At 38.7% G+C, this 25,340-nt stretch carries 16 protein-coding genes; 2 read left to right on the top strand and 14 right to left on the bottom strand.

The features are described 5' to 3' along the window. Positions 1-108: 108 nt before the first annotated feature. The 5 genes from AC0L7T_RS15785 to fabF form a co-directional block, all read right to left on the bottom strand. Entirely contained in the window at positions 109-525 is a 417-nt protein-coding gene (locus tag AC0L7T_RS15785) for a response regulator (RefSeq protein ID WP_473336418.1), read from the bottom strand. Positions 526-1,516: 991 nt separating this feature from the next. Next, positions 1,517-1,924, bottom strand: coding sequence for an OsmC family protein (locus tag AC0L7T_RS15780; protein ID WP_473336416.1), 408 nt, complete (start codon positions 1,922-1,924; stop codon positions 1,517-1,519). 863 nt (positions 1,925-2,787) lie between these two features. Next, positions 2,788-3,846: a sensor histidine kinase gene (locus tag AC0L7T_RS15775; protein ID WP_473336414.1), complete on the bottom strand. Its 1,059-nt coding sequence runs from the start codon at positions 3,844-3,846 to the stop codon at positions 2,788-2,790. A 126-nt stretch (positions 3,847-3,972) separates the two neighbouring features. Next, positions 3,973-5,070, bottom strand: a complete 1,098-nt coding sequence (locus AC0L7T_RS15770) for a glycoside hydrolase family 43 protein (RefSeq protein ID WP_473336412.1) — start codon at positions 5,068-5,070, stop codon at positions 3,973-3,975. Between the two features lie 456 nt (positions 5,071-5,526). Beyond that, entirely contained in the window at positions 5,527-6,768 is a 1,242-nt protein-coding gene (gene fabF, locus AC0L7T_RS15765; protein WP_473336411.1) for a beta-ketoacyl-ACP synthase II, read from the bottom strand. A gap of 563 nt (positions 6,769-7,331) precedes the next feature. Here fabF and AC0L7T_RS15760 point away from each other — a divergent pair. Beyond that, the gene (locus AC0L7T_RS15760) at positions 7,332-8,675 is read left to right on the top strand and encodes a glucuronyl esterase domain-containing protein (protein WP_473336409.1); all 1,344 of its coding nucleotides are present in this window, start codon (positions 7,332-7,334) and stop codon (positions 8,673-8,675) included. Positions 8,676-8,943: 268 nt separating this feature from the next. On the opposite strand, the gene AC0L7T_RS15755 is transcribed toward AC0L7T_RS15760, so the two are convergent. The 3 genes from AC0L7T_RS15755 to AC0L7T_RS15745 form a co-directional block, all read right to left on the bottom strand. Continuing rightward, positions 8,944-10,563, bottom strand: a complete 1,620-nt coding sequence (locus AC0L7T_RS15755; RefSeq protein ID WP_473336407.1) for an ATP-dependent DNA ligase — start codon at positions 10,561-10,563, stop codon at positions 8,944-8,946. Further along, complete coding sequence (locus AC0L7T_RS15750; protein WP_473336405.1) at positions 10,560-11,576, bottom strand: ligase-associated DNA damage response exonuclease; 1,017 nt, start codon at positions 11,574-11,576, stop codon at positions 10,560-10,562. Before AC0L7T_RS15750 ends, AC0L7T_RS15755 begins: the two co-directional genes overlap by 4 nt. Before the next feature lie 69 nt (positions 11,577-11,645). Continuing rightward, complete coding sequence (locus AC0L7T_RS15745) at positions 11,646-12,881, bottom strand: aryl-sulfate sulfotransferase (protein ID WP_473336403.1); 1,236 nt, start codon at positions 12,879-12,881, stop codon at positions 11,646-11,648. Between the two features lie 356 nt (positions 12,882-13,237). Here AC0L7T_RS15745 and AC0L7T_RS15740 point away from each other — a divergent pair, with 356 nt between their 5' ends. Beyond that, a complete protein-coding gene (locus AC0L7T_RS15740; protein WP_473336401.1) occupies positions 13,238-13,687 on the top strand; it encodes a KTSC domain-containing protein in 450 nt (149 codons plus the stop codon). 223 nt (positions 13,688-13,910) lie between these two features. Here AC0L7T_RS15740 and AC0L7T_RS15735 read toward each other — a convergent pair whose 3' ends face one another. The 6 genes from AC0L7T_RS15735 to AC0L7T_RS15710 all read right to left on the bottom strand — a co-directional run bounded on the left by AC0L7T_RS15735 (position 13,911) and on the right by AC0L7T_RS15710 (position 25,127). After that, positions 13,911-15,113, bottom strand: a complete 1,203-nt coding sequence (locus AC0L7T_RS15735) for a Gfo/Idh/MocA family protein (RefSeq protein WP_473336399.1) — start codon at positions 15,111-15,113, stop codon at positions 13,911-13,913. A 290-nt stretch (positions 15,114-15,403) separates the two neighbouring features. Next, on the bottom strand, positions 15,404-16,837 hold the full coding sequence (locus tag AC0L7T_RS15730; protein ID WP_473336397.1) for a pectate lyase: 1,434 nt from the start codon (positions 16,835-16,837) through the stop codon (positions 15,404-15,406). A 251-nt stretch (positions 16,838-17,088) separates the two neighbouring features. Further along, on the bottom strand, positions 17,089-17,337 hold the full coding sequence (locus AC0L7T_RS15725) for a hypothetical protein (RefSeq protein ID WP_473336395.1): 249 nt from the start codon (positions 17,335-17,337) through the stop codon (positions 17,089-17,091). A gap of 44 nt (positions 17,338-17,381) precedes the next feature. Then, a complete protein-coding gene (locus tag AC0L7T_RS15720) occupies positions 17,382-18,215 on the bottom strand; it encodes an alpha/beta hydrolase (protein WP_473336393.1) in 834 nt (277 codons plus the stop codon). 148 nt (positions 18,216-18,363) lie between these two features. After that, complete coding sequence (locus AC0L7T_RS15715; protein ID WP_473336391.1) at positions 18,364-19,395, bottom strand: PorP/SprF family type IX secretion system membrane protein; 1,032 nt, start codon at positions 19,393-19,395, stop codon at positions 18,364-18,366. Continuing rightward, positions 19,392-25,127, bottom strand: coding sequence for a PKD domain-containing protein (locus AC0L7T_RS15710; protein ID WP_473336390.1), 5,736 nt, complete (start codon positions 25,125-25,127; stop codon positions 19,392-19,394). Before AC0L7T_RS15710 ends, AC0L7T_RS15715 begins: the two co-directional genes overlap by 4 nt. Between the last annotated feature and the right edge of the window lie 213 nt (positions 25,128-25,340).

The raw sequence follows: 25,340 nt of genomic DNA, 5'->3' as shown, positions 1-25,340 counted from the left end.
CCTAAAAGTTTTCTTTTATGTTTGTTCAAGAGTGGTAAGTTACTAGTAAACAGGAAATATTATTTTTATTAAAAATTACATAAGGTTTTTGAGGAAATTAAAAAATTATTATACTGGTACAATGTATTCTTCAACAATAGCCTCTATCATTTTTACGGTTAATGGTTTGTTTCTATAACCACTAATAGAAGAGAAACTTTTGGCCTTATTTACATCATCAGGGTTCAATGAGGTGGTCAACATAATTAAGATAATATCGTCATGTTTATTATGGTTTAATTTTTCATATGCCTCTAAAAATTCCCAACCGTTCATCACAGGCATATTAATATCTAAAAAAATGATATTCGGCTTTGGTGAAGAATCCTTTTCTCTGGATTGCAAATACTCCAATGCCTCAAATCCATTTTCGACAATAACTATGTTATCTGTGCACTCTGATTTTTTAATTGCATAATTGTTAACGAAGTTAGTGGCCTTATCATCGTCAACAAGAAGGATAGAATTAAGTTTTGATGTCATCATAATATAATTTTTTTGGTAAAAAATGTAATGAGGTCCATACTCATTTTTAATTGTCTACCAAATATAACATAAAAAAACCTTACGTAAATAATAAATAAATTATTTTTTACGGTTTTTCTAAATAAAAAATTTAAAATCACATGTTTTACGGAATAAACTATTGAAAAATTGGATTTTTAATGATAATCAAGACCGGCTTATGACCAATTATTAGCACTTAGAATACTGAAAATTGGTCTTTCAAACATAAACGCTATTTTCTATTATAAAAGTTTATTTTGATTAGTACTTTGAAAATTTTAAGTCATTTATTTTTGGTTCTGGATATCACTAATTACTTAAAATAGCACAAATCATGTTTTTTTTATTCTTCTACGAATTTATGCCCTAAAACAACGTTGAATAAATATCCTGGAAAAAGAATACATAGGGTGACTTTGCCAAAAAAGATAGCAATAAGTTTCCAAGACATGACTTTTTTAAGCAAGGTCAGCTTCTGGATAAGCCGACTGTTACCATCATAAATGCAATGCTGTTCCTAATGGGATTCCTTTGGCAGCAAAAACCTTGGTTACAGGGATAATCAAAGCAACATTGGCAAACTTCAATGTTGCTTTAAAAATGAACATGCCAATAAGCAGGGCAATTTCGACTTAATTGGCTTAAGGGGAAGTGCTGAGAAACGAAAACGCTACACCTCAAGGAATACCGCCTGGCACAAAGCCAATAAAAAGAGGTGTCGATGAGCAGGGACAAAAAGGCATTAGTGCCCCTAAAATGGAAGTAAAAAAGTATCATAGTCCGTAAAATTTCTTTTATTTAGGTAATCTTTAGGCTATTCAATTGGGAAATAGGCATTCTCAATTCCCTTTATAAAAAGTAGCATTTTAAGGGTTTCATAAACGAGGAAATTTTATGCAATATTCAAATGTGTTCTGCACCAATTTAAAAAATGCTATAAATGAGCCAATTGGAAATCTGTCGCAAATAATCAAGCATTCTCCACTTTATTTATGGCACCAGAAATAGTACAGGACAATTTGACTGTGTTGAAAATTGTACCAAATTTTTCAAGGTTCTTTTTTAACAAATCAGGATTGAGCTTTTTATCATTGCTGAAAATGGTCAATTTGTACTTAATATTGTCCATCCTTGGTGGATTTTCAAGACGGGTGGCATTAACTTCAACAGTGGCTTTAGTATAAGTGAATTTCATCAAGGCTGAAAATCTTTCTACATTTTTAAGCATACAAGCAGAAAAGGAGCCCAAAAATAATTCAGCTGGATTTGGCAGCATTTCAGCAGTTCTTGAAGTTGTACCAAAAGCAATGGATGACTCTTTTATCTGAATCACTGCATCTTGATTTGAAATGGATGAAGCATTGATTGAATAATTCATAATTTTTTCCTTTAATTTAAAAGATTTAAAACTTCTTATTTAGGTAATGGGCCTTAATTGTGATTACATTATCGTTTTCCTATGCTGGGGTGGTAATGAACTTGAATTTCATGATTTCCATTACCTCTTTATTGCTTGCTTCAATGTTGTTTTCTGTAATTAGCTTTTTTATAACACAACACTTTGGTCAATATGGCTATACATTAAGACACACCAATGCTTTTACCAATTCAGCCAAAGCTTCGGATTCTTTTGCACATTATGATAAGCTAAAGTTTTTTCTTTTTCTTAATCGTAAATATACGATAGGTCTTTAAGTGCTTTTGTGACCTAAATCATGTTATAACAGGAATGTGCAATAGGTCTTCAATTACCTGGTAAAATCGGTCTCTTCGTTCTATTTTCAATCTCAGCAAAGCGGTGCTATTCCTTAACATTCAAATGGTCAGCCTTTTTCCTTCCCTGAGAAAACGCATAAACAAAATTAATCCTATGGCATTTTCTTTCAAACTCTTTTAAAATAAGTGGGGCAATAACAGAATAATCGTCATTTTTGCTATTATACTTCCGATAAATGGACAATATACCATAGCCATGGATATAAGTCTGTGGTTCAATGATTAACGTTAACTTGTCTTGTTGGTATTATTGCTCTTTTTCTATAAAAATGCTGACAAAATCTCGAAATCCAGCTAGAAAATGATATTGTAGAATGTCTTCACAACCAGATTAAATGGAACAGTTAAGGTTATTGATTTCGTATAAATTTGATGAAATTAAAAGGAAAAGGTATGTGATGTAAGGTAGGAAGTGCTTTAATATTGCTGAGATAGTAGGCGTAAAAATACAGCATCCTATTTTGTTTACGCTACCTGGTTTCTGGTGTTTTTATTTGGGATTTCAACAATGAATGTTGATCCAATACCAAATTCAGAATATATTTTTATTGATCCACCAAGGTTGCTTACAGATTTCTTAACCATATATAAACCTAATCCCACTCCATCACTTGATTTTTTATTTACCTGATAATTTCGTTTCATAAGTTTTGGAATATCCTCTTTTTTTATTCCTAGCCCATTGTCCTCAACCTTCAAAACAGCTCGCTGCGCATCGGATGAAAAGCTAAATAATATAAATTTTTCAAGTTTCTGGCTATCTGAATATTTCATTGAATTGCTTATCAAATTAGAGAGGATTGAGCGAAACTCAATTTCATTCGTATAGAATTCACCAGTTTGTTGAATATCTAGCTTAAGGTCAATGGAATTTGATTTTAAAAGTTGCTCAATCGTCTCCTTGTACTTGGATATCACGTGGGCAACATTTACGGACTGTAACTCTTCAATAGTAGAAATATGCTTCAAGGTTTCTTTAACAAAAGACCTTAAATTGGAACTACCCTTTTCTATCAATCCCAAATATTCATTTACACCCTCAATATCTTTTTCTGATTTTGATAAATTAATTAAGCCCATGATCGAAGCCAAAGGATTCTGAATGTCGTGGACAATATTGTACAAAGTAGTATGAAGTCTTTCATTGATAATAAGGGATTTACTATAATTCCTTTCAATCTTTAACTCCGCAATTTTTCGATTTGTAATATTGATATGAGCCAATAATGTTAAATCAGGATTTTCTAAAACCTGAGTTACTCTAAGAATAAACCATCTTTTTTCATTAGGAGAATGGCAAGGGTATTCCAATTCAAAGTAATCTTGTTCCCGATCGATTACTTGTTGAATTCCATGTTTTGCATCCTTCGCCATTTTTGTTTCCTCTCCCTTTACAGCCTCGCATGTAGATAAATAATTGCTATTGACCCCTGTACTGACATCATCGCCCATATTTTCCATAGAAAAGTTACGCCAGGCCCTATTTGTAAATATTATTTCGCCAGAAACGTTTATTACAGCCATTGATTCTGTTATAGAATTTAATATTTCAAAATTGCTTAACATACTTTTCTACCATTTGATTTAAAAACCATGCCAAACATCATTGGTAGGAGCAATACTAATAGCTAAAGGAATTGAAACCCTTTATTAAAATTTGTAATTCAGTACTTTCTTTTTTACCCCTTCAGTTGTCATTTTGACTGGTTTAATAAAACCATCCTTATCAAATGTCATTTCATCAATACAAGTTTCGCGGTGGTTACCATTTGTGGTGTCCAAAGGACGACGGTGGTAAACAATATAATATTCATCAGTACCTGGAATGTTGATTACCGAGTGATGACCTGCACCGGTGGCAATACTTGGGTCTTGCTGTAATACTTTACCGATTCGTTCAAAGGGACCAAAAGGAGTATCACCAATGGCATAGGCAACACTGTAATCTGGTCCTCCCCAATTCCCTTCTGACCACATAAAGTAATATTTGTCCTTTCGTTTGAATACAAAAGGTCCTTCAACATATTCATCAGGAGTAACCTCTTTAAATGTTTCACCATCATCAAAAGGTACTAAACTCAATAAATCATCACTTAGTTGGACGATATTACAATGTCTCCATCCGCCATAATACATGTAATGCTTGCCATTATCGTCTTTAAAAACAAACTGGTCTATGGGCTGAGCACCATTGTGAAATGAATTTATCAAGGGTTTCCCTATGGCATCTACAAAAGGACCTTCCGGGCTATCGGCCATAGCTACCCCAATTCCTCCCATCTCATCGTCGCTTTGTATATCGTTGGCACCAAAAAACAAATAATACATCTCATTGGCCTCTATGATGGAAGGGGCCCAAATGGAATAGGCTGCCCATGAAACGTTTTTAATGTCCAACACCCGGGAATGCTTTTCCCAATTCACCAGGTCTTTTGAAGAAAATGCATCAAGAAAAGTTTGTTTTAGGTATTGAGGATTGATCGTGTTCTTCTGAAGAGCCAATTGCTGTTCAGTTAAATCTGAGGTATTATCAGCATCATCATAATCATCTGAAAAAGTGGGATAAATCCAATATTGATCATCGAATATTATTCCCTCAGGATCTGCATACCAGCCTGGAAATACTGGGTTTCCTGAATAGATTGCTTTTTCTTCTTCTTCTTCTTCTTTTAATTCCTCCTTCTTTTGAGGCTGACATGAGGTAAAAATGGTTACTGCCATTATAAAGGATAAGATAGGGGACTTCATTGGGTTTATATTCTATTTTTAAAGTGGAAGGACCTTTCTTTGTTGGCTAGGTAGTTGCCAAGCAAGATGTTAGTGTTGAGATTTGAAGTTGTAATGGTGAATATAAGTTAAAAAGTTGATCGTTCCAACGGGTTGAATACCTGTTTCGCCTACTATTCGTAAATCTTAACCGATAGGATACAGGTATCAAACAAAGACTATATTGGTTTTGAATTGATTGAGGTACTTGGCTATAGCTAAGTATTTTAACTGTGGAAGTGAAGTGTTTGGTGGCAATAATCAATTCAGCGTTTTACTGATCCTTACCACGTATTGTTTTAGTGCTCTCAGTGTGGAGTTTACAGCACCAGGTCAAGGCACTTTATTAGAACCATGACCTGGTCAAAAAATGATTGCCTCCTAATACCTTAATCAGACAATGGCAATGTCAGGGTGAACCTTAAAGGCAATTGAAATTTAGATACGCTTAAATAAAGTCGTCGCGTTATGGCCACCAAAACCGAAGGTGTTGCTCATGGCTACATTCACTTTACTATCAATCGCATTTTTTATCACAATAGGCATTGATTTGGGAATCTCAGGGTCAATTTCTTCTGTATTTATGGTGGGGGGAACGATGTTGTTTTGGATTGCCTTAATGGATAAAATGGCTTCAATAGCTCCTGCAGCACCCATTAAATGGCCCGTCATTGATTTAGTAGCGCTAATTTTAAGGTTTTTAAAATTGCTTTTAAATGTTTTGTCTACGGCTTTCATCTCGCTCAAATCCCCTATAGGGGTTGAGGTAGCATGCGCATTCAAATAGTTAATTTCTTCTGGGTTAAGTTTGGCTTCTTCCATCGCCAATTCCATTGCTTTTATTGCACCAATGCCTTCAGGGTGTGTTGCGGAGATATGGTAGGCATCGTCAGTCATTCCAGCACCAACTATTTCAGCATAAATCTTTGCACCTCGATTTTTTGCATGCTCATACTCTTCCAGAATCAATGCTCCGGCTCCTTCTCCCATCACAAATCCATCCCGTAGGACATCAAAAGGGCGGGATGCCTGTTGGGGATTTTCATTTCGTGTAGACAATGCTTTCATGGCATTAAATCCTCCAACTGAAGACTCGGTAATTGGGGCTTCCGACCCACCAGTAACCATTATTTTGGCCTTGTTCAAACGGATATAATTAAAGGCATCCATAATCGCAGAGTTTGATGAAGCACAAGCAGAAACGGCCGTGTAGTTGATTCCCATCAATCCAAATTTCATGGCGATCATTCCGGAGGCCATATTCACGAGTAATTTTGGAATAAAAAATGGGTTGAAGCGAGGGTTTTTACCATTCTCAGCATAATTGATGACCTCATCCTCAAAGGTTTGCATACCGCCCTGCCCAGAGCCCCAAATGACTCCTACGTCGAAAGGGGAGAGCTTTTGCATATCAAAGCCACTGTCCTCAATTGCCTCAGCAGCCGAAACAAGTGCGTACTGTGTAAACCGATCTCCCCTTTTTATTTCGTTTCGATTAAGGTGCTTTTCAGCACTGAATCCCTTCAATTCACTGGCAAAGGTTGTTTTGAATAGAGTAGGGTCAAACTTGGTAATTTTTGATATCCCACTTTTACCACTGATGGCATTTTGCCAAAATTCGTCTACTGAATTTCCAATAGGAGTCAAAGCTCCCAATCCTGTTATTACGACTCTTTTCATAGGTTCTATTTTTTTCTGGAATAGCTTTAAAGTAACTTTTGAAGCTTGATTATCACCAAGAGGTGCATTCTTAATAAAACACCCTTAATTTAAGATAAAACAAGCGCTTGTCTTTTAAACCATCCTCCTTTTAATTTAAATTCTAAACATGACCAATAGCCTTACTGGTCATGTTTGACTTGTGTTTATTGGTTTCTTTTTAAGCAACTTCTTATTTCTAAACATTGCTTCCTTAAGGTAATATTTTTAAAGAGCGCAAAACTAACCAGTCGTTTTGAAACAAAAAACTTTTTCACCAGTAATTTGTCTTTGTGTTAAAATCCAAAATCATGAGAATTGTCAGCATTTCTTTGCTTAGGTTGAAATGCTATTTGACTATCGTTTAATAGCCTCGTTGACTCAAGAGATTCTTCGGCTTGACAATTGCCTAATGCTCTTCTTACTAAACCATTTTGCTATTTTGGTTAAATCATCCGTTTAGTAATTTAAATAAACAAAAAATTAGTCAGCTCCTTTTCATTTTATTATTTTAGCCTTGAATTTTTACATATAAATTGCCCTCTATGACTATTCGGGTTTTATTGCTTTCCCTGCTAATTGTTTGCCCATTTCACAGTTTTACTCAAACCCTCCCAGTTGACTCCCTTAAGGGGTATGTTGTTGCAGGTAAGGTTTGGCCCACTAGTTATGGCAGAAATTGGGAAGAGGCAAATGTGGGCGAATATTCCCTTCCAGACCCATTACTTGATAAAACGGGACAAAAAGTAACAAGTTCAAAATCCTGGGAAGGCAGTAGGCGCAATGAGATTATGCAGGATTTTTCGGAACTCATGTATGGGCATACACCGGAATTCAATTTTAAGGAAAATGCAGAAATAGTTTCTGTTCGAAAGGATGCCTTGGATGGATTGGCTACTCGAACAATTATAAATCTTAGGTTTTTTGATGACCCTTCTGCGCCAACTATTCAATTGATGCTTTACCTTCCCAATGCTGCTAAGGAACCCGTGCCGGTCGTGATGAAAATGAATTGGTATGGGAACAGCAGTTTGGAGAAGGATCCTTCTATTCCACATTCCACGAAGTGGATGCGGCCTATCGTAGAAAAGGGGATTGTTGACAATCGTGTTACTGAAGCCACACGAGGCATCAATGCCTATCGGTTTCCCAATTTGAAGGAGTTGATGAAACGTGGTTATGGATTGGCCACTTTTTATTATGGAGATGTGGAGCCTGATCATATTGATGGATGGAAAGATGGTATCCGGGGATATGTCATGCGTAGGTCAGGGAAATCACAATTGGAATCCAATGAATGGGGAGCTTTGGGTGCCTGGGCCTGGGGAATGAGCCGTTCACTTGATTACCTGGAAACGGTTGCAGCGGTGGACGTGGACAGGGTAGCCTTAATCGGCCATTCCCGTCATGGGAAAGCCGTTCTATGGGCAGGTGCACAAGATCAGCGATTCACAGTAGTGATTTCCAATGATAGTGGAGAAGGTGGAGCTGCTTTAGCCAGGCGCAACTTTGGTGAAAACATTGCCTATAGCATCGGCCATGCCTCCTGGAGGTATTGTGAGCAGTTTAGGAATTATATCGACAAGGAAGATGAGCTACCTTTTGACCAACACATGCTGTTAGCAATGATGGCCCCACGACCGTTGTATGTGGGAAGTGCTACAAGAGATCTCCTGGCCGATCCGAAAGGTGAATTTCTTAGTGCTGTTCATGCAGGGCCTGTTTACGAGCTATATGGTGTTCAGGGTTTAGAGACAAATGAAATGCCAAAGCCAGATACTTCAATTGGGAATGAAATTCGCTACCATATACGTACAGGAGATCATGACTTGACCTTATTTGATTGGGATCAGTACTTGGAGTTTCTGGACACTCATTTCCGCAATTAAACTTTTTTTTGAATCGTTGGCCTTTCTTTGTCCTATTTGGATTTAGGAAAGCTATTGATAACATTATCTTCTTTTGTTATATCGTATTTAGGTCATACATATTTGATCAACCGCTATAATGAACCTGTTTATCCGGCAGATAGAAATTGAAAATAGTAGCGAAATGGCTGATTTTGAAATGATTTTAGCGCAAAATTGTTTGTCTAATGCATGTTTCAAGTAATAACACCTCAAAACCATCGAATTAAACATAGTGCAAACTATTTCCTTATCCGTACAAATTCAATAAATTTTCTAAATCATCCAATGTATTGGCTTCATTGGCGGGTTTGTCTTTTCGCCACCTGAACATCCTTGGGAATCGTAAAGCCACTCCTGATTTATGGCGCGAGGATCTGGCAATGCCCTCAAAAGCAATTTCAAAAACCAATTCAGGTTTTACACTTCTTACTGGCCCAAAACGATCCACCGTATTTCGCTTTACAAAAGCATCCACCTGATTGATTTCCTTATCTGTTAACCCTGAATATGCTTTGGTAAAGGGAACAAGTTCATTACCATTCCATACCGCAAAAGTATAGTCGGTATACAAATTGGCCCTTCTTCCATGTCCTCTCATGGCATAAATCAAGACCGCATCAATGGTCAGCGGATCAACTTTCCATTTCCACCAATCCCCTTTTTTACGCCCTACTTTATAGGTTCCATTCTTGTGTTTTATCATTAAACCTTCAGCATGATGCTGACGGGAATTGGCTCTTTCTTTCACCAACTCTTCCCAATTGCTAAATTCAACTAAACCAGAAATAAGTAATTTTTCAGAAGCCCCTTCTTTCACCAATTTTTCCAATTCACTTCTCCTATGCTGCATTGGTTTTTCTCGGATATCCTTTCCATTGATTTCCAATAGATCGTAGGCAATCATTAAAACAGGTGCCTTCTTTAGAATGGCTTTGCTCACATTTTTTCTACCTATTCGACTTTGTAAAACATTGAAACCTAAGGGTTGACCATTTTCGTAGGCAATGATCTCTCCATCAATTACTGTCCCGTTGGGAAGTGCTTTAGTAAGCGTTTCAAATTCGGGGAATTTATCCGTTACCAATTCTTCCCCTCTCGACCAAACAAACAATTGGTTTTCCCGAACGATAAGCTGCCCTCTTATGCCGTCCCATTTTCTTTCTGCCATCCAGGCGTCGGTATCACCCAATTCCTGCGGTTTGCCTTCTATGGCATAAGCGAGATAAAAAGGGTAGGGTTGTGAAATTTTATCTGCCGGATCGGATGCTACAATTAATTGATGGTAGCTAGTGGTCTCAGCTCTCCAGTTGCCCATTAAGCGGTGAGAAAGCGTGTTTTCTTCTATGCCGCTGTGCTTGGCAAGCGCACGGGTCATTAACTTCTGAGAAACCCCAACACGCCAGCCTCCTGTCATTAGCTTGTTAAAAACAAAGCGTTCGGTTTCATCCAATTGATTCCATGCCCAAAGTACTTGATCCTTTTTGGTTAAAAGAGCTTCACTTGATGAGGGAGAAGCCTGCTCGTCAAGGTCTTTTAAATCAATGATAAAATCAATCCATTCACTTAGGCTTTTGTCGTGTTTGCTTTCCAGGTTGGGGTGCATTAAAGCCATGGTTTCAGCCAAGTCACCTACGATGTGGTAAGATTCTTCAAACAGCCATAAAGGAACATTGGCAGCAGCTGCGGACCATTCCCTTAATAGGGCTGTTCTCACACTTCTCTTGGGTTTTCGATGACTTAGTATAGCAATCGTCCACAATTTATCACTGTCACTTGCTTCATTAAAGTAATCCACCAAAGCGGCTACCTTTTTCAAGGTTTTGGTGGTTTGATCAAGCTGCGTAAAAAGATGGACAAAGTTCTTCATTCTACCTCTGTTTTTTCAGTGGCCTCCAATAGTTCCCCCTCAAATTCAGTTGCCTCGATTTGCGTATCTATACCCTGGTCATTTAACCATTTACTGAAAATATTGGTATAACCATGGGTTACGATTACCTTTTCGCATGCTGTGGCTTTTATAGCTGTATTCAATCCGTCCCAATCTGCATGGTCAGACAAAACAAACCCTCTGTCTACGGACCTCCTTCTTCTGGGACCTCTCATTTTCATCCAGCCGGAAGCCATGCCTACCTCAAACGGTTGAAACTTCTTTTGCCAAGACGTACCTAAAGCGGAAGGAGGAGCGATTACCAAAGCACCTTTAAAGTCCATTTTATTCATTTCGGGAGTTACATAGGTTGTTTCATTTAAATTGACTCCCATATTTCGGATAATTTCATTGGTCTTTTCAATGGCTCCATGTGTGAAAATCTTACCAATTGAAGGATCAACACCCTGAATTAAACGCTGGGCTTTCCCCAAAGAATAGCCAGTTAAAATGGTTACTTTGTCTTCATCTTTGTTTTTTCTCCACCAATTGTTAATGTCCTCAAAAACGTCTTTCTGATCCTGCCATTTAAATACTGGTAAGCCAAAGGTGCATTCAGTAATAAAAGTGTTACATTTTATGGGTTCAAAAGGAGTTGAAAATCCATCATCTTCCAATTTATAATCACCTGAAGCCACCCAAACCTCTCCTTTATAGGCTACACGCACTTGAGCAGAACCGATAATATGCCCAGCAGGGTAGAAGCTAAATTCCACGCCGTTTATGCGTCTTTTCGCCAGGTATTCCATCGATTCTATATGAATGTCCCCACCCAAGCGGTGTTGTATTATGGGTTTGGATAAGTGATGGCAGAGGTAAAATTTATTGCCCCAGCGAGAGTGGTCTGCATGGGCATGGGTTATAATGGCATAGTCTACCGGTTTCCATGGGTCGATATAGACATTTGCTCTTTCGCAAAAAATTCCTTTTTCAGTGAATTGCAATAAAGACATAATTCAATAACAGGAATTGGTAAAATAAGTTTGAATTTGTATTGGAATTTCAAGTAAATAAACATTTGATTAAAACCCTAAAGCCGTAATGGCATCATCATCTACGTAAAACACGTAAGCACGCCATATAGTAGCATAGTTCGTTTTGTATAACCAGTCTACATCTCCATCATCAGATACTTCCCATAATGTGCCGTCCCTACCTTCAGCGATTAGTGTATTGCCATTCTTCATTCTCACAGCACTAGAAAGACCAGAAGAGTAAAGGTCATTGTCCGTAAAGCGCCAGACAACATTTGGTTCATTGTCTTGGCCGGCTACCAGATTATACGGGGGATTTAATTCATATTCGACTACTTCAGACTGGTTTCCATATACATTATTGGCATAAGCCAACATGTTACCAGTTCCCAAAAGGTTTGGGTAATGCACATTGTTTAAAGTTGCTTCACCAATATTGTCATAGGTATCAGGGTTACCAAATCGAAAAATAAGATCACCTCCATGGCCATAATTCCCTCCTGAATTAGTGCTGGCTTCAGCTGTAGACGTACTGTGATCCAATACCCATATTTCACTGTAATTATTTACGGTTAAATAGAGCAAGTCATTTTCTTCATCCAAGGTCAGACCGTTGATGTGCATAATGTCCCCATTATTCCTGGTTCGGTAGTTGTAATTTATATCAATCTTATTTGGGTTTTCAGCTACGCTTCCATAGTTAGGTTTTGTTTCGTCAATGTCCTGAACAATATGGTCCATGGCGTGCCATTCCCATACAATCTCCTGTGTAATGGGATTCATTTCAATTATGGATTCAGGGTTAAGACTGTAATTTCCTCCAAATCCTTCTTCTGCAGCCTCTGCCTGGCTCAACTCTTCCCATGCCGGAAAAATAATGTTCCCATTTGGGAGGTATTCAACATCGTGGTGGGCGGTGTAGTTTGAAGAAGAATAGCTGACTTCCCATTCTATAGACTGATCGGCATTGATTTTCCGAAAGATACCTCCATAACCTCCATAGGTAATTGCTGCATTGTTGTCTTTAAGGCAAACCAACATACTCCCATCTGAAAGCAAGTTAATGTCATTGCCTAAACTACTGTTAAAATCCCAATTGAAAAGTTCATCACCTGCATAGTTAATTAAATGTGCCTCATTGTTCTGCTGATCTGCGATCAGGAAATAGGTGTTTTCATCGGTCGTTTCCTCCAGTTCAAAATCGTTGTCTTCCAACATGTCCTCAGTACAAGAACCAAGGAGCGTTAATCCAATAAGGGCGGTATTAATCCAAAGCTTTTTCATATTTTTTAATTAATTCAAATTCAACATATGACTCAATTTAAAAAGAGCGCCAATCTGATTAAATAGACGCGGTTTATTTAAAAATCCCTTGGTTGAGTAGCTTATTAATTTTATTTCGCAGAATATTTTTAGAGTTTTCTAGTCCTGAAACACTTTTAATGGCCTATTTAAATGGGTTCAAAAACAGTTTTCGGTTTTTAGAGATGCGTGTAAATATTTTCTGAGCATTCACAAGTAGTGATTCCATTGCTTAAAAGAATGGCCATGGTTTGTTCATGGTTTTTAATAAAGTTCTGATTCGATAGTAATTAAAGGAAAATTAAGCCGTACTTTTGTGGCCGAAAATAAAAAGTCCGATGAAGCGCATAAATGAATACAAGAAACTCTTTGGAGTTGAAAAGGAAATCGAATTGACGACCTTGAAAAAGAAATACCGTGATTTAGTAAAGGAGTGGCATCCTGATAAATTTTTAGAGGGAGATGACTTACAAGCTGAAGCTGAAATACAAAGCCGAAGGGTTATAGATGGATATCATTTTTTGGTGAGTATAGCACCTGAAACCATAGCTGCTAACTTAGAAAGCTACACAGAAACGATTAATGTTTCTGGGATTGCGGATTATAAACACAAAGGTTTATTACTTGAAATCATATTTGTGGATGGATCCACTTACGAATACTTTGGTGTGACCAAACAAGTCTATCAAAAAATGATCAATAGCGATAAGCTAAATCGTTTTGCCAAACGAAATATTTATCCAAAGTATATCTATAGAAAGACCAAAAAGAGTTTGGAAACAGCATAAAGCCTCCGATTGACGGAAGCTTAATTTTTTTATAGAAGTTTGACTGTTATTTAATCCTTTTATAAGGTTGTGTGAGCAGCAAATCTGAGCCATTTTGATCAGGTTTGCTGCTCTATTTTTATATATTGTTTATGCTTACGATTTGTCTATAATCATAATTGACCAAGTGGCAATACAGGTCAGTATTACTTTATCCTATTATTTTTTAAAGCTAACCTAGCTATCATGACAACTGAATGACCTTACCTTCTTCTGCTGACTGGTAGGCTGCATAAATCACATTCACTACATCTACTGCCAAATCAATACCTGAACGTGGCTCTCGCCCTTCGTGAATGGAATGAATAAAATCCGCTATCTCAAGTGAAAATCCTCTAAACCAATCTTCATCACAACTAGGGCGGTTCCATCCCGCTTTGGTCTCTAATTTTTCTGTGAAGTTTTCGCTCTCAAATGTTCTCGGATCTACGGCATAGGTTTCAATGACATCATTTGCAGTCATATTGGCTTTGATAACCCCATCCGTCATATAGGCAGTTACACGTGTATTGAGTCCACCCAATCCCACATCACTTACAAGCACAGTTGCCCGGGATCCATCATCAAAGCGGATCACTACATTGGCCCAATCTTCAACATCTACCGGATCAGAGCTTATCCATTGATGGGCATTGGCCTTTCGTGCGTTTTCGGATGCATCAGTATGAATGAGGTCGGCAGTATCTGCCATCACAGCTACCGGAAGAATACTTTTACCTCTACGTTGCTGTCCTTCCCATTGTTTTAAATAGAGACAAGCGCCTACCGCATGCGCTCCCATTCTTAGCAAAGCTCCTCCTCCCATGTATTTCCATTCTTTGGAAAAAACAGAATTGGAACCGGAATGATTTTCTTCTGCCCTTAATTCCAGAACGGACCCTTTAGAGGCAGCAATCAAATTGCGCATTTTCACAATAGGAGGGGCGTAAACCCAATTCTCAGCATAGCAAAACAGCACCTTATTTGCACGTACAGCTTCTCTTACCGCCTCTGCATTTCTACTGGCACCGGCTCTCATTTTCGATCGCGCTACATGTAGACCAATAGGCTCAGGGTCTCCAGACTCTCCAAAGTATCCTGTCAGCGGTTTCTCCATAATTATGTGTTTTCCGGCTTCAGCAGCCTTTATTGCGATCTCATGATGTGAGGCCGGAGGGGTACAGATATCAATGACATCAATGTCGGTTCGTGCAAGCAATTCGTCCAGATCGGTTGTCACAAATGAAACGCCAATATCCTTGGCATATGCTGCAGCACTTTCCAGAGTCAATGAGCATACACCTCTGATTTCGACCAGACCGGGAGTTAAACTCATGTAATTTGCATGATGCATTCGCGCACCATACCGTGCACCTACCATCCCTATTCCCAGTGTCTTCTTTGTCATTTGATTAAAAGATTATATTGTTGTTCAATTTATTGCCAGATAGGAGTACACCTACCGCTACGAATAGTATTACATTGATTCCAATACTAAACTAATGGGTTTTTGCTTGTTTTAAAAGGGGCAGAGGTATTATTGTAAGGTTGTATTATTACATTATAAATGAACCTACCAGATTAGATTTGTTCATGAGCATTGACCTCAATCCATATGAAGATAATGGTTTGATGATTAGGCCAAGGCCTAAGATGCAGGTAAATGTCTTGTGATCTCCTTGGTCATTAGGTCTCCTATTAGTATTTATCGAGCTCCTTACTCAAAGAGATGTACTCAGAAAGTGTGGCTATGTTTTCATTGAAAACGTCACTGCTTATTCGATCCATTATTAAATACTGACCATTCCAACGTTCTCCATTTGTCATTCTTTTCTTAAATCTATCTTTTTTAGTTATCCAAGCACCCGATTTTTCCTGGTTTTCAAGTATTTCTCTCACCTTCCCAGTGATTTCCTCTAAACGCTTTGATACTTGGTCTTTTGAAAGAAAATGATGCTCAGATTTCCACAAGTCCTTGCTTCCTAATTTTAATGCCTTCTCATAGCGGATGGTACTTTCCTCTAATGCTGCCTGTAAATCTGATTCATATCCATATCCTGTACGGCGCTCAGGATGAAGGTCCTCAAGTTTCTCTACACGAATCCTTGGTCTATCATAGTAAAGCGGCTTGCCAGTCCCTAGCTCTACAAACCGTGCCCATTTCCCATTTTCCATTCTTATCTCACGAAGCCATCTTAAGGCATCTGGAATTGGCTCAAGTATGGTTGATTGACCAAGTACAATGTATAAATCAATTAGCGTATTGATATTGTTTACGGTTACTGAAGGACATACCGCTGCTGGTTCAAAAGTTCGTGCCCAGGCAGGTTGGAGAAATTCATTGTATTGCTGTGCCCAGCCTGATTGCGGGGGAGGTAGTTGGGAAATATTCATGAACCGAGCAGCTTTTCGAAGGCTTTTCTCAATGGCTCCATCATTGGGATAATATTGATAAGCCTCTATCATTACACGAATACAATCATTAATTCCTCCATCGTTAAAAGTTGCGTAATCATGGTAATCTCCTTGTTCAGGATATTTATGTGGCCAACCTCCATTGCTTAGTTGGGTGTGCATCATCATTTTCAATGCCCTTTGGGTGGCAACATTGATAAGACTGTCCTCAAGCTGTTGGTCTAAGGCCATTAAGAAACTGACAGCCGATTGGGTTTGATCGTCATCGAAACTTACTTTATCATTGTCCAATTTATTAAAGTCGATTGTGTGATCCCAGCCACCATTTTTGTTTTGCCCCCTTATCAAAGCATAGGCGGCTTCTTTTGCAAATTCAAGTGCTTGTTCATCACCCGTTGCCCGATAGGCACGTAAAAAGGATTGACCTACTGCCGGAGTACCCGGAGGCTGAACTTCTATAGAATGATTGTCCAGGGGTACTTCTCCCCATTTCAAAGACAGATCGGGCGTTACAAAGTAAACATAACCACCTTGGGTATTTATGGTTTGAAAAAAGGCCACCCCTTTTCTCAATGAAGCATCCACCTGTGCTTTTAAATCAGCTCTTTTGGATTGACTTAAGGTATTGTTTTGTGCAAATGAGGTTGAAAAATTTACGATTGCCAATAGCATAAATATAACACATGCGCTAAGCAATTTTCTTTTTTTGAGGGTCATGAATGGGTTTATTTATTTTTTTAAATTTTGTCTAATAAACGAAAAATGCTGTGATTTATCAAATGGACAAAACCTGTTATGGTTCTATATTATGGTTTATTTTCACCATTATTGGCAATGTGCTGGGTGAATTATAACCCAGCCCTGAAATACTTACCAATAAACCAAAAGGGTAATTTAGTTTGTAAGTGAGAAAGGTGGATTTCTCTGCGGGTTCAGGGATTTTTTTTTTTTTTTGGAAGGTGCTTGTTTTACTCTTCAAATTTTAAATACCTATCAAAGAATGGAAGCATATCATTTAAAGCCCTGCCATCTTCTGTCCAGATCTTATTGGAATGGTCACCAACATAAATTTCTGCATAATGATCTATTCCTAGGTTTTCTAGCTTTTTGCTAAATTCCAAATTGGTTTTTGGGAATATATTATTGTCTTCATTTCTGCCCCAATCCAGTTTTAAAGCTTTTAATTTTTTAAGGGCCTCAATGTGATCATCTACCATTCCTAGTACTGATTTCTCGTTCCATCTTTTTATTACCTCATAGTTTATAATCTATCGGCAACATATTCATAGGGAAAATCCATGTAAAAGGGTGGATTGTCAAGGTTTGGTGAATAAGCCTGACCCATTGATACCAGTACATTGGGTAAAAATTCAGCATATCCTGTAACTAACTGTTCCCGAGATGAAACATTATTTATTTGACGATGCACAAAGCCTTTGATGCCAAACTCTTCAGTGAGTGTACCAACATGGGCTGGAGACAAAGCATAGACCGAAGAGAAAACATCTGGAAATAACATTCCCATTTTAATGGCTCCTTGCCCTCCCATGGAATGGCCTGCAACTCCTCTGCTTTCTTGGTTTTGTATGGTGCGAAAGTTCTTGTCAATAAAAGTCACAAGGTCTTTTCCCGTAAAATCAGCCCACTTTCCAGTCAGGCTTGAATTGGTATACCAACTCCCTCTATACAAGGTATATTGATTGGGCATAACCACAATTACAGGTGCTATTTTGTTAGTAGCAATGGCCTTGTCCAGTAATTTATCAAATTTGTCGACTGCAATCGCAAGGCTATCGTTCCATGTAAATCCATGAAGGTAATAAATTACTGGATATCGTTTCTCACTTTTATCATATCCTGCTGGTAAACAAACAGTAATATTTCGGGTTGGATTTTCTCCACCGGGATTTTCCAAAAGTGCTGAATACAATTGTTCAGTTACAATTTCTCCTTGTGGATATTGGGCTAAAGCTACCTGCAGGATTAATGTGAAGGCAATCAGTGAAAAGGCAATTCTTTTCATGTTTTTGGGTTTATTGTGCACGAAATCTTCGTATTGGAGGGAGTAAAATGCAATGTAGACCATCACTGTCATGAACACGTTTTTATTTTATGTTCCGTCTTTCTATTTATTTAGTCAGTATATGGTGAGGGAACCTTAAGTGGTTTTCGTATAAAAGATAATCATCCTTAATCTACTGATTATATGGTTTTTGTACAAATTATTTCAATGGAAATATCCATTAATACCTCCATTCCGCATTACTGGTAGGGCAAGGCAGTATGGTATTCATTAATGTTTTCTTTAGAAGGTCTGTGAAGTAGATGGATACTTCATGAGACACATGTGGCGGGTTGCTAAACCTATTGAGCATATAATCATAACTGTAGGCCATGGTAATACCACTCAATAGACTAAAGCCTAAAACGGCATTGATGGAGTTTTGGTCTGGCAGTTCATTGAATCGGGTGACGTTTCTGAAGCCTAATCCTCCTATAAAATTTTCTACCTGAACTTGAGGGATGACTTCAATTTGTTGAAAAGTTCCCTGTCTTTTGTAATTGAAGGACACAGAAAATACTTTACGCATATTTCCGGTTTTAAACATCCTTCTGTCCAGGTTCTTGACATAGCCTCCATGAACCCCCCATTTAATAGGTAGGTTATTTCCTATTCCATCATCCAGAAAGCCGATATTGGGACGGGAGAGATGGCTGCTGCTCAAGCCAAACCAAAAGTCCGGGGCTTGAAGCAAGGCTCCAAAAGCAATGTCGGGATACCATTTACTGTCTTCACCTGGCAATAGGTCCATGCTGCCAGGATTGATGGTTCGGTTGAGCAAGTCTATCTGATCACCAAAAACCATTTCCTGTAGGGTAAGACTTCGGTTTACAAGTCCCAGCTGCCCTCCAAAACGAAGGAAGCTTTGGTTGTTTAACGTTAACTTGTAGGAGAGGTAACCAGCAATATCTGTTGACTTTATATTGAGTATGGATTCCGAAAATTGTGAAGCAGAGAAGCCAAATCCTACATTGGTCTCATTGATATAGGTATCAAAATATACCCCAGAAGCATTAAAATCATAGCCCAGTCCTGGCCATTGTTTCCGGTAGTTGATTCCTACTCTGGTGACTTCCATAGCTCCCGTAAAGGCAGGGCTTAGGTTTAACGGCGCGGCATAGAACTGCGTAAATTGAAAATCCTGTGCCATTATGCCCACCGGACCAGTTAACAAACAGGTAATGTACAGCAAAATAATTTTTATCTCTCTCATTCCAAAAGCATAAATGCACCAGTTTCACTAAAATTTCTACCATCTGTTGTGGTATAATTCAATTTGTAAACGTAATTACCAGGGCTTGCCTTCTGCCCACGAAAGCTGCCATCCCATCCTGCATCGTCAGGATCTTCAGAATGAAATAAAATCTCACCCCATTTGTCCATAATTGTGAAAGCAAGGCTTTCTACATGTACAGATTTGGGGAAATAGGTATCATTGATACCATCTCCGTTTGGTGTAAAGACATTGGGTGTCTTTAGGAAATAATCAGTGATTATAATCTCGAAAGTATCGAAGGTTTCGCAACCCCAAATATCAGTAACCATCAAAGTGACTGTATAGGTTCCAGGGACTTGGTAACTAAAAGTTGGATTCTCCTCTAAAGAATTGTTTCCATCTCCAAAATCCCAGTAATACAAGCTTATATTTCCGCTACTTTTATTGATAAACTGAACATCAAAATTGGCCAGGTTTTCACCGTAGATAGGAAAGGCAGCTGATAAATAGTCCCCTTCCGCCAAAACAACATTGTTTTCAACAACAAAGCTTTTGGTCTGAATACAGCCATAACCATCGGTGACCGTTACTTGATAATTGCCTGGGGTATTGGTTTCCATGCGGTAGCCATTGTTTGACACCTCGCCGCTGCTCCAATCGATGGTGTAAGGGGCAACCCCGCCATCTATATTAAGGTCAATGGTTTCTAGAATTTCCCTGGGCTCACATTGTGTTGAGGTAGTATTAGCCGCATTTATGAGGATTGGATCAGGCCTTCGGACGGTAAAAGTTTGTCTAACATAGCATCCCGATTGATCAGAAACTTCTACAGAATAATTGCCATTGGTCAGGTTGAAAATGGAAGGACTGGTTGCTCCTGTACTCCAGGTGTAGCTATAAGGAGGCCTGCCTCCCGATACGGTCAGGTTAATGGCACCTCCTTCGCTGTACTGGCAATCCAATGCATCTTGCACCTGGCCCATAGCGATAAGTAAGTCAGGTTCTAATAAGTTGAATGTTCTCTCGATGGTACATCCACGGGCATCTTCAAGATAAACACTGTAAACACCTGGGGCTAAATTATACAAAGAAGATTGCTCAGGACCATGAGACCATGTGGCCTTCACAGGCGCAGAACCTCCATTTAGATTTAATAATATGCTTCCATCTGTAGCACCAAAACATGAAATGGGACTGATTACTGGGTCTATTTCGAATACGGGTACTTCAGCGATGCTTGTCTCTTTCACCACCGTGCAACCATTTGCATCTATCACCGTAGCCTGATAAAAACCAGGACCAATTCCAACAAATGAACTCTGGGTAGAGCCGATGTTCCAACTTATTTGATAGGGTTCAACGCCTCCTTGTATGTCAATGGATAGATTGGCATCATTGGCATTGTAACAAGAAACTTCGGTTTGCGCCATTGTCACTTCAAGGGGAGCATCTGGTTGTAAAATTTCTATATTGGAGCGCCCTATTTGGCAGCCATTGGCATCCGTAACAACTACACTGTAAACCCCTGATAGAAGGTTATTGATATTTGCTGTGTTGGGAGTGATTGGTAATCCATCTCTAGTCCAATTGTAAGTATAAGAATCCAGAATGCCTCCTTCAACAATAATAGAAATACTACCTGTTGCTTCTCCATAACACAGCACATCTACTTTCCCAATGAGCGTTAAGGACAAAGGATCTGGCTCTTCAATGGTAAATTCTTCTATTATTTCACAATTGTTTTCATCCACGATGGTCACTTCATAATTACCTGGTGTGAGGTTGCTTACTGCCATTGCATCAGAGGTAAAGCCATTGGGTCCTGTCCAGGATACGGTGTAATTTTCTGTTCCACCACTAGGATTCAATTCAATACTGCCATCATTTGCGCCATTGCAGCTGATTTCGTAACCATTATATAAGGCTACCTCTGAATTGGCGAGTAGGGGTTCAGGTTCAATAATGTTGATGACCTCTGTGGTGACTTCACATCCGTTTTCGTCGGTAATAGTAAGCTGGTAGTCACCAGGTTTCAAATTTTCAATGGAAGGTTTGTTCCCAATGAAATTATCAGGGCCGGACCATTTGTATTGGTAGTTTCCAGATCCTCCGGAGGTAGTTACGTCTATCCATCCGTTATCAGCACCGAAACAAGAAATATTAAAACTTGTGAAATTAGAAATGGAAACTTCCTCAATCTGTAAACCTGATGCTGGCTGAGTGATTTCCAAATTTTCAATTTCCTGTAAGCAATTATTTACATCACTCACCATGAAAGAATAACTGCCAGCAATTAGGCCCCTGAAATACCAGGTCGTTTCAGTAGTAGGAGGAGAGGTACTTACCACATCACCACCTTCATTCATCAAGGTGTAAATATAAGGCCCGGCAGAAGTCCTGTTGATGACTGCCGCCAAAACCCCAGTTGCTTGGCCAAAGCAGAAAACATTCACTTTTTCATCTGCCAATTCTCCTATTTCTAATCCTTGTGGTTCAGTAATGGTATAGGTCTTGCTGATTTCGCAACCGTTTACGTCGATTATTGTAACATTATAGGTCCCTTGGAAAATATTTTTCAAGCTGTCACTTTCTGAAACAAAACCATCCGGTCCGGTCCATTGGATGGTTGTATTCCCGGAACCTCCTGTAATATCCAGGTAGATAAATCCTTCGTTCCCCCCATTGCATTGTACCCCAAAACCGTTGTAATCAGAAACCACATCGATCAGGTTTAAAGGATCAGGCGCTTCAATATCAAAAACCCTGCTTAAAGAACATCCAGATTCATCGGTTACCAGGAGCCCATATATTCCTGCTTCCAATCCTACGAGATTTGCTTCTTCTGAGGTAAAGCCATTGGGTCCGGTCCAGTTATAAAGTAAATCACCTTGATTTCCGTTAATGTTAAATGAAATTGTTCCATCCTTTTCTCCTGCACATGAAATTTCATAGCCATTGTAATCGGACAATTGAAGGTCACTAAGTTGAAGGCCAGTAGCTGGCTGATCTACCAATATGTTTTCCAGGAGGGTAATGCAGCCATTGGCATCTTCTATGATTACCTTGTAAAGATTACCAGTAAGGTTATTAAAAGTATAAGTAGCATCACTAAAATTTGAAATACTTTCAATGGTTGTTGGTTCATCCATTAACTCCAAAGTGATGGTGTAAGGGGGTAAAGAAGATTGGTCTATATTGATTGTAAAAGCCCCATTGTTCTCACCGAAACAAGCCACTGGTATGCGTGAAGAGATGTCTTCAGAAACAATTAATTCATTTGGCTCGGTGATGTTATAGTTCGATTCAATAATACAGCCATTTTCGTCGGTAAGCTCAAGTAAATAAGTACCAGCCGAAAGGTTTTGGAGCGTGCTTTCAACAGAAGTAAAACTATCAGGTCCTGACCAGGAATAAGTATAATTCCCTGTTCCACCTGAAGGATTGGGGGCAATGCTTGCATCATTAGCACCAAAACAACTAATTTGGAAACCATTGTTTTCTGGAATGTTCTCGTTTAAGGTTAAGGGGATGGGCTCCTCCAGAATAATGCTAGCGATACTAGCGGTACAAATGTTTTCATCGGTTACTATAAACTGATATTCCCCAGGTCCAAGGTTGCTAATGTCTCTGCTGGTGGATTCGAAGCCGTTTGGCCCTGTCCAGAAATAGTCTAATTCTCCCAGACCTCCTGTTATTTCCAAGGATATACTTCCGTCGGCTGCGCCGGCACAAGATATTTGAAAGCCATTGTAATCGGAAACCAAAGTGTCCTGAATCAGTAAGCCCGTTGGTGGTTCATCTATTAAAATTCCCTCTAAAAGGAAATTACAGCCATTGGTGTCTTCAATCCTAAAATCGTACAAGCCACCTACTAATTCTGTAAAAAAGAGGGTGTCAGAAGTAAGGGTATTTATCGGCCCAAATACCTCGGATAAATTCCCATCTAAAAAAACCTCAATAGAAAATGGGGTAGGGGTATTTTCATTCAATTCAATGGCAATGGTTCCCGTTTCTTCACCAAAGCACCTAACATCTTCTCTAAGGTCACTTAATTCGGTTAAATCTAAGGGAGTTGGTTCCGTAATGGTGAAATTTTCTGCAACAATACAGCCATTTTCATCTGTTAATAATACAGCGTAGTCCCCTGGCTTTAATTGTTGTCTTGTAAATACATCATCCTCGGGGCTTGGGGGCAAAACATCCAAATCCTCAGAATTGGGGTTGTCTAAATCGTCGAAATTTCCCGTATACCAGGCAATGGTATAGCCCGAGACACCCCCAGATGGATTGATGGTCAATACGCCATCGTCGGCCCCATTACAGGTGATGTCTTGAATGGTCTCGGAAAGAAGGAGGGCATCTGGACCTTCCACTGTTATCAAAGAGGTAGTTAATACACAAACAAGTGGATCAGCGCCTGCGATATCAAACAATCTTCCATTGTCTCTTACAGAAGCATAATAATTACCAGCAGGAAGGTTTCCAAGTTTGCTTTCCATGCCAATAATTTCCCCTCCCTCGGTGACAAAGGTATTTATATCATCCTCCACTTCTTCACCATTCTCATCAAACCAGGTAACGCCATATTTAATCCAATCTTCACGTGGATTTCCAGGAAATGGCTCAGACCACCCACCACTTATAAACAAGCTGATTTCTCCATCCATATCACCATAGCAGGCAAGGTCTTCAACCGTCTCAATTATTTCAATTGGTCCGGGAACTATAATTTCAAAACTTTCTCTTCCATTACATTGAAATCTGTCTTCAATTTCCAAGGTATAAGAACCTACTTCTAAGTCCTGGACCTGTATAACGGCGAACCCGTCATCATCGGAAACTACTTCAAAACTTGTGGGTTTTTCATTGCCATCGCTGTCAATGATTACAAAATTACTGACAGGAAGTGCCGCATTGAAGATGATAAATTCTACTATTCCTGTAGCGTCATCCGGGCAAAGGAACCCTGCAAAGTTTAATTCAAAATCCAGAGAATAGGCCTGGCCCAAAGGTCCTGCATTTCTTAAATATTCCCTTCCAAGATTATCTATAGCGATAATTTTATATTGGGCCTCTCTGTCCAGTGCAATATCCAAGCCGAAGACAACAGAGGCAGAACTTTCAAAAGGAGCAGTATTGTCTACTGTCAATTCTGATATTATATTGTCTGATTCATCTATCAATTTAAAGGTAAACGGAAAAGATTCTTCATGTCTTTGATCTGGTTTGTAGGCACTTACTGTCAAGGTAATAGTACCTTGACAACTATTTTCAAAATAATTTAAAGGTAGAATGGGAGGGATGACAAGAACTGTCATTGGATAAACTTCACTTACATCTACTCCGTCGGAAACCTGAATATTGACAATTAGCTCCTTGCCCTTTGCTTCCCAGGTATCATCATAAGTAATGGTTGAGGTGATGGTTTGTCCAGTGAAAGTATAATCATCACCTGCCAGTATTTCTAGATTTAAATTAGATGGATCCCCTGAATAGTCGATGGTTAACATTTCTAGCGAAATAGCTAAATCTCCTCTGTAATGAACCAGCGTATCCACATGAGCTGTAATTGTGACAGGTACAAAAATGGAGAATATTTCACCTTTTGTTTCAAAAATTTGATAGGTCAATAATAACGATACCACAATCCCTGGAAATAAAAACTTTCCAAATCCTGTTAAACGTCTTACTAGACTTTTTGTAAAAATAATCAATATCTCAATGGTCATTAAAAATTAAACTTACTTAAAGCTGAACCCAGATCAACAATTAAAATTAGCCAATACATATTAAATATTTACTTATATTATTATATAAATATTAATTTTTTAAATACCCGATTAGAAAACATAAGGAATTAACCTTTAAGTAGCTAAGGTGAATTTCCAGTCAACTGGCTTTTCGTGAAAGGTTATTTAAAACAAGGCATTGAAAATAGATAA

Source organism: Cyclobacterium sp. 10D3-21 (genome assembly GCF_055809755.1).
Note: the sequence above shows the minus strand (reverse complement) of the source record. Positions and strands in the feature narration are given on the sequence as shown.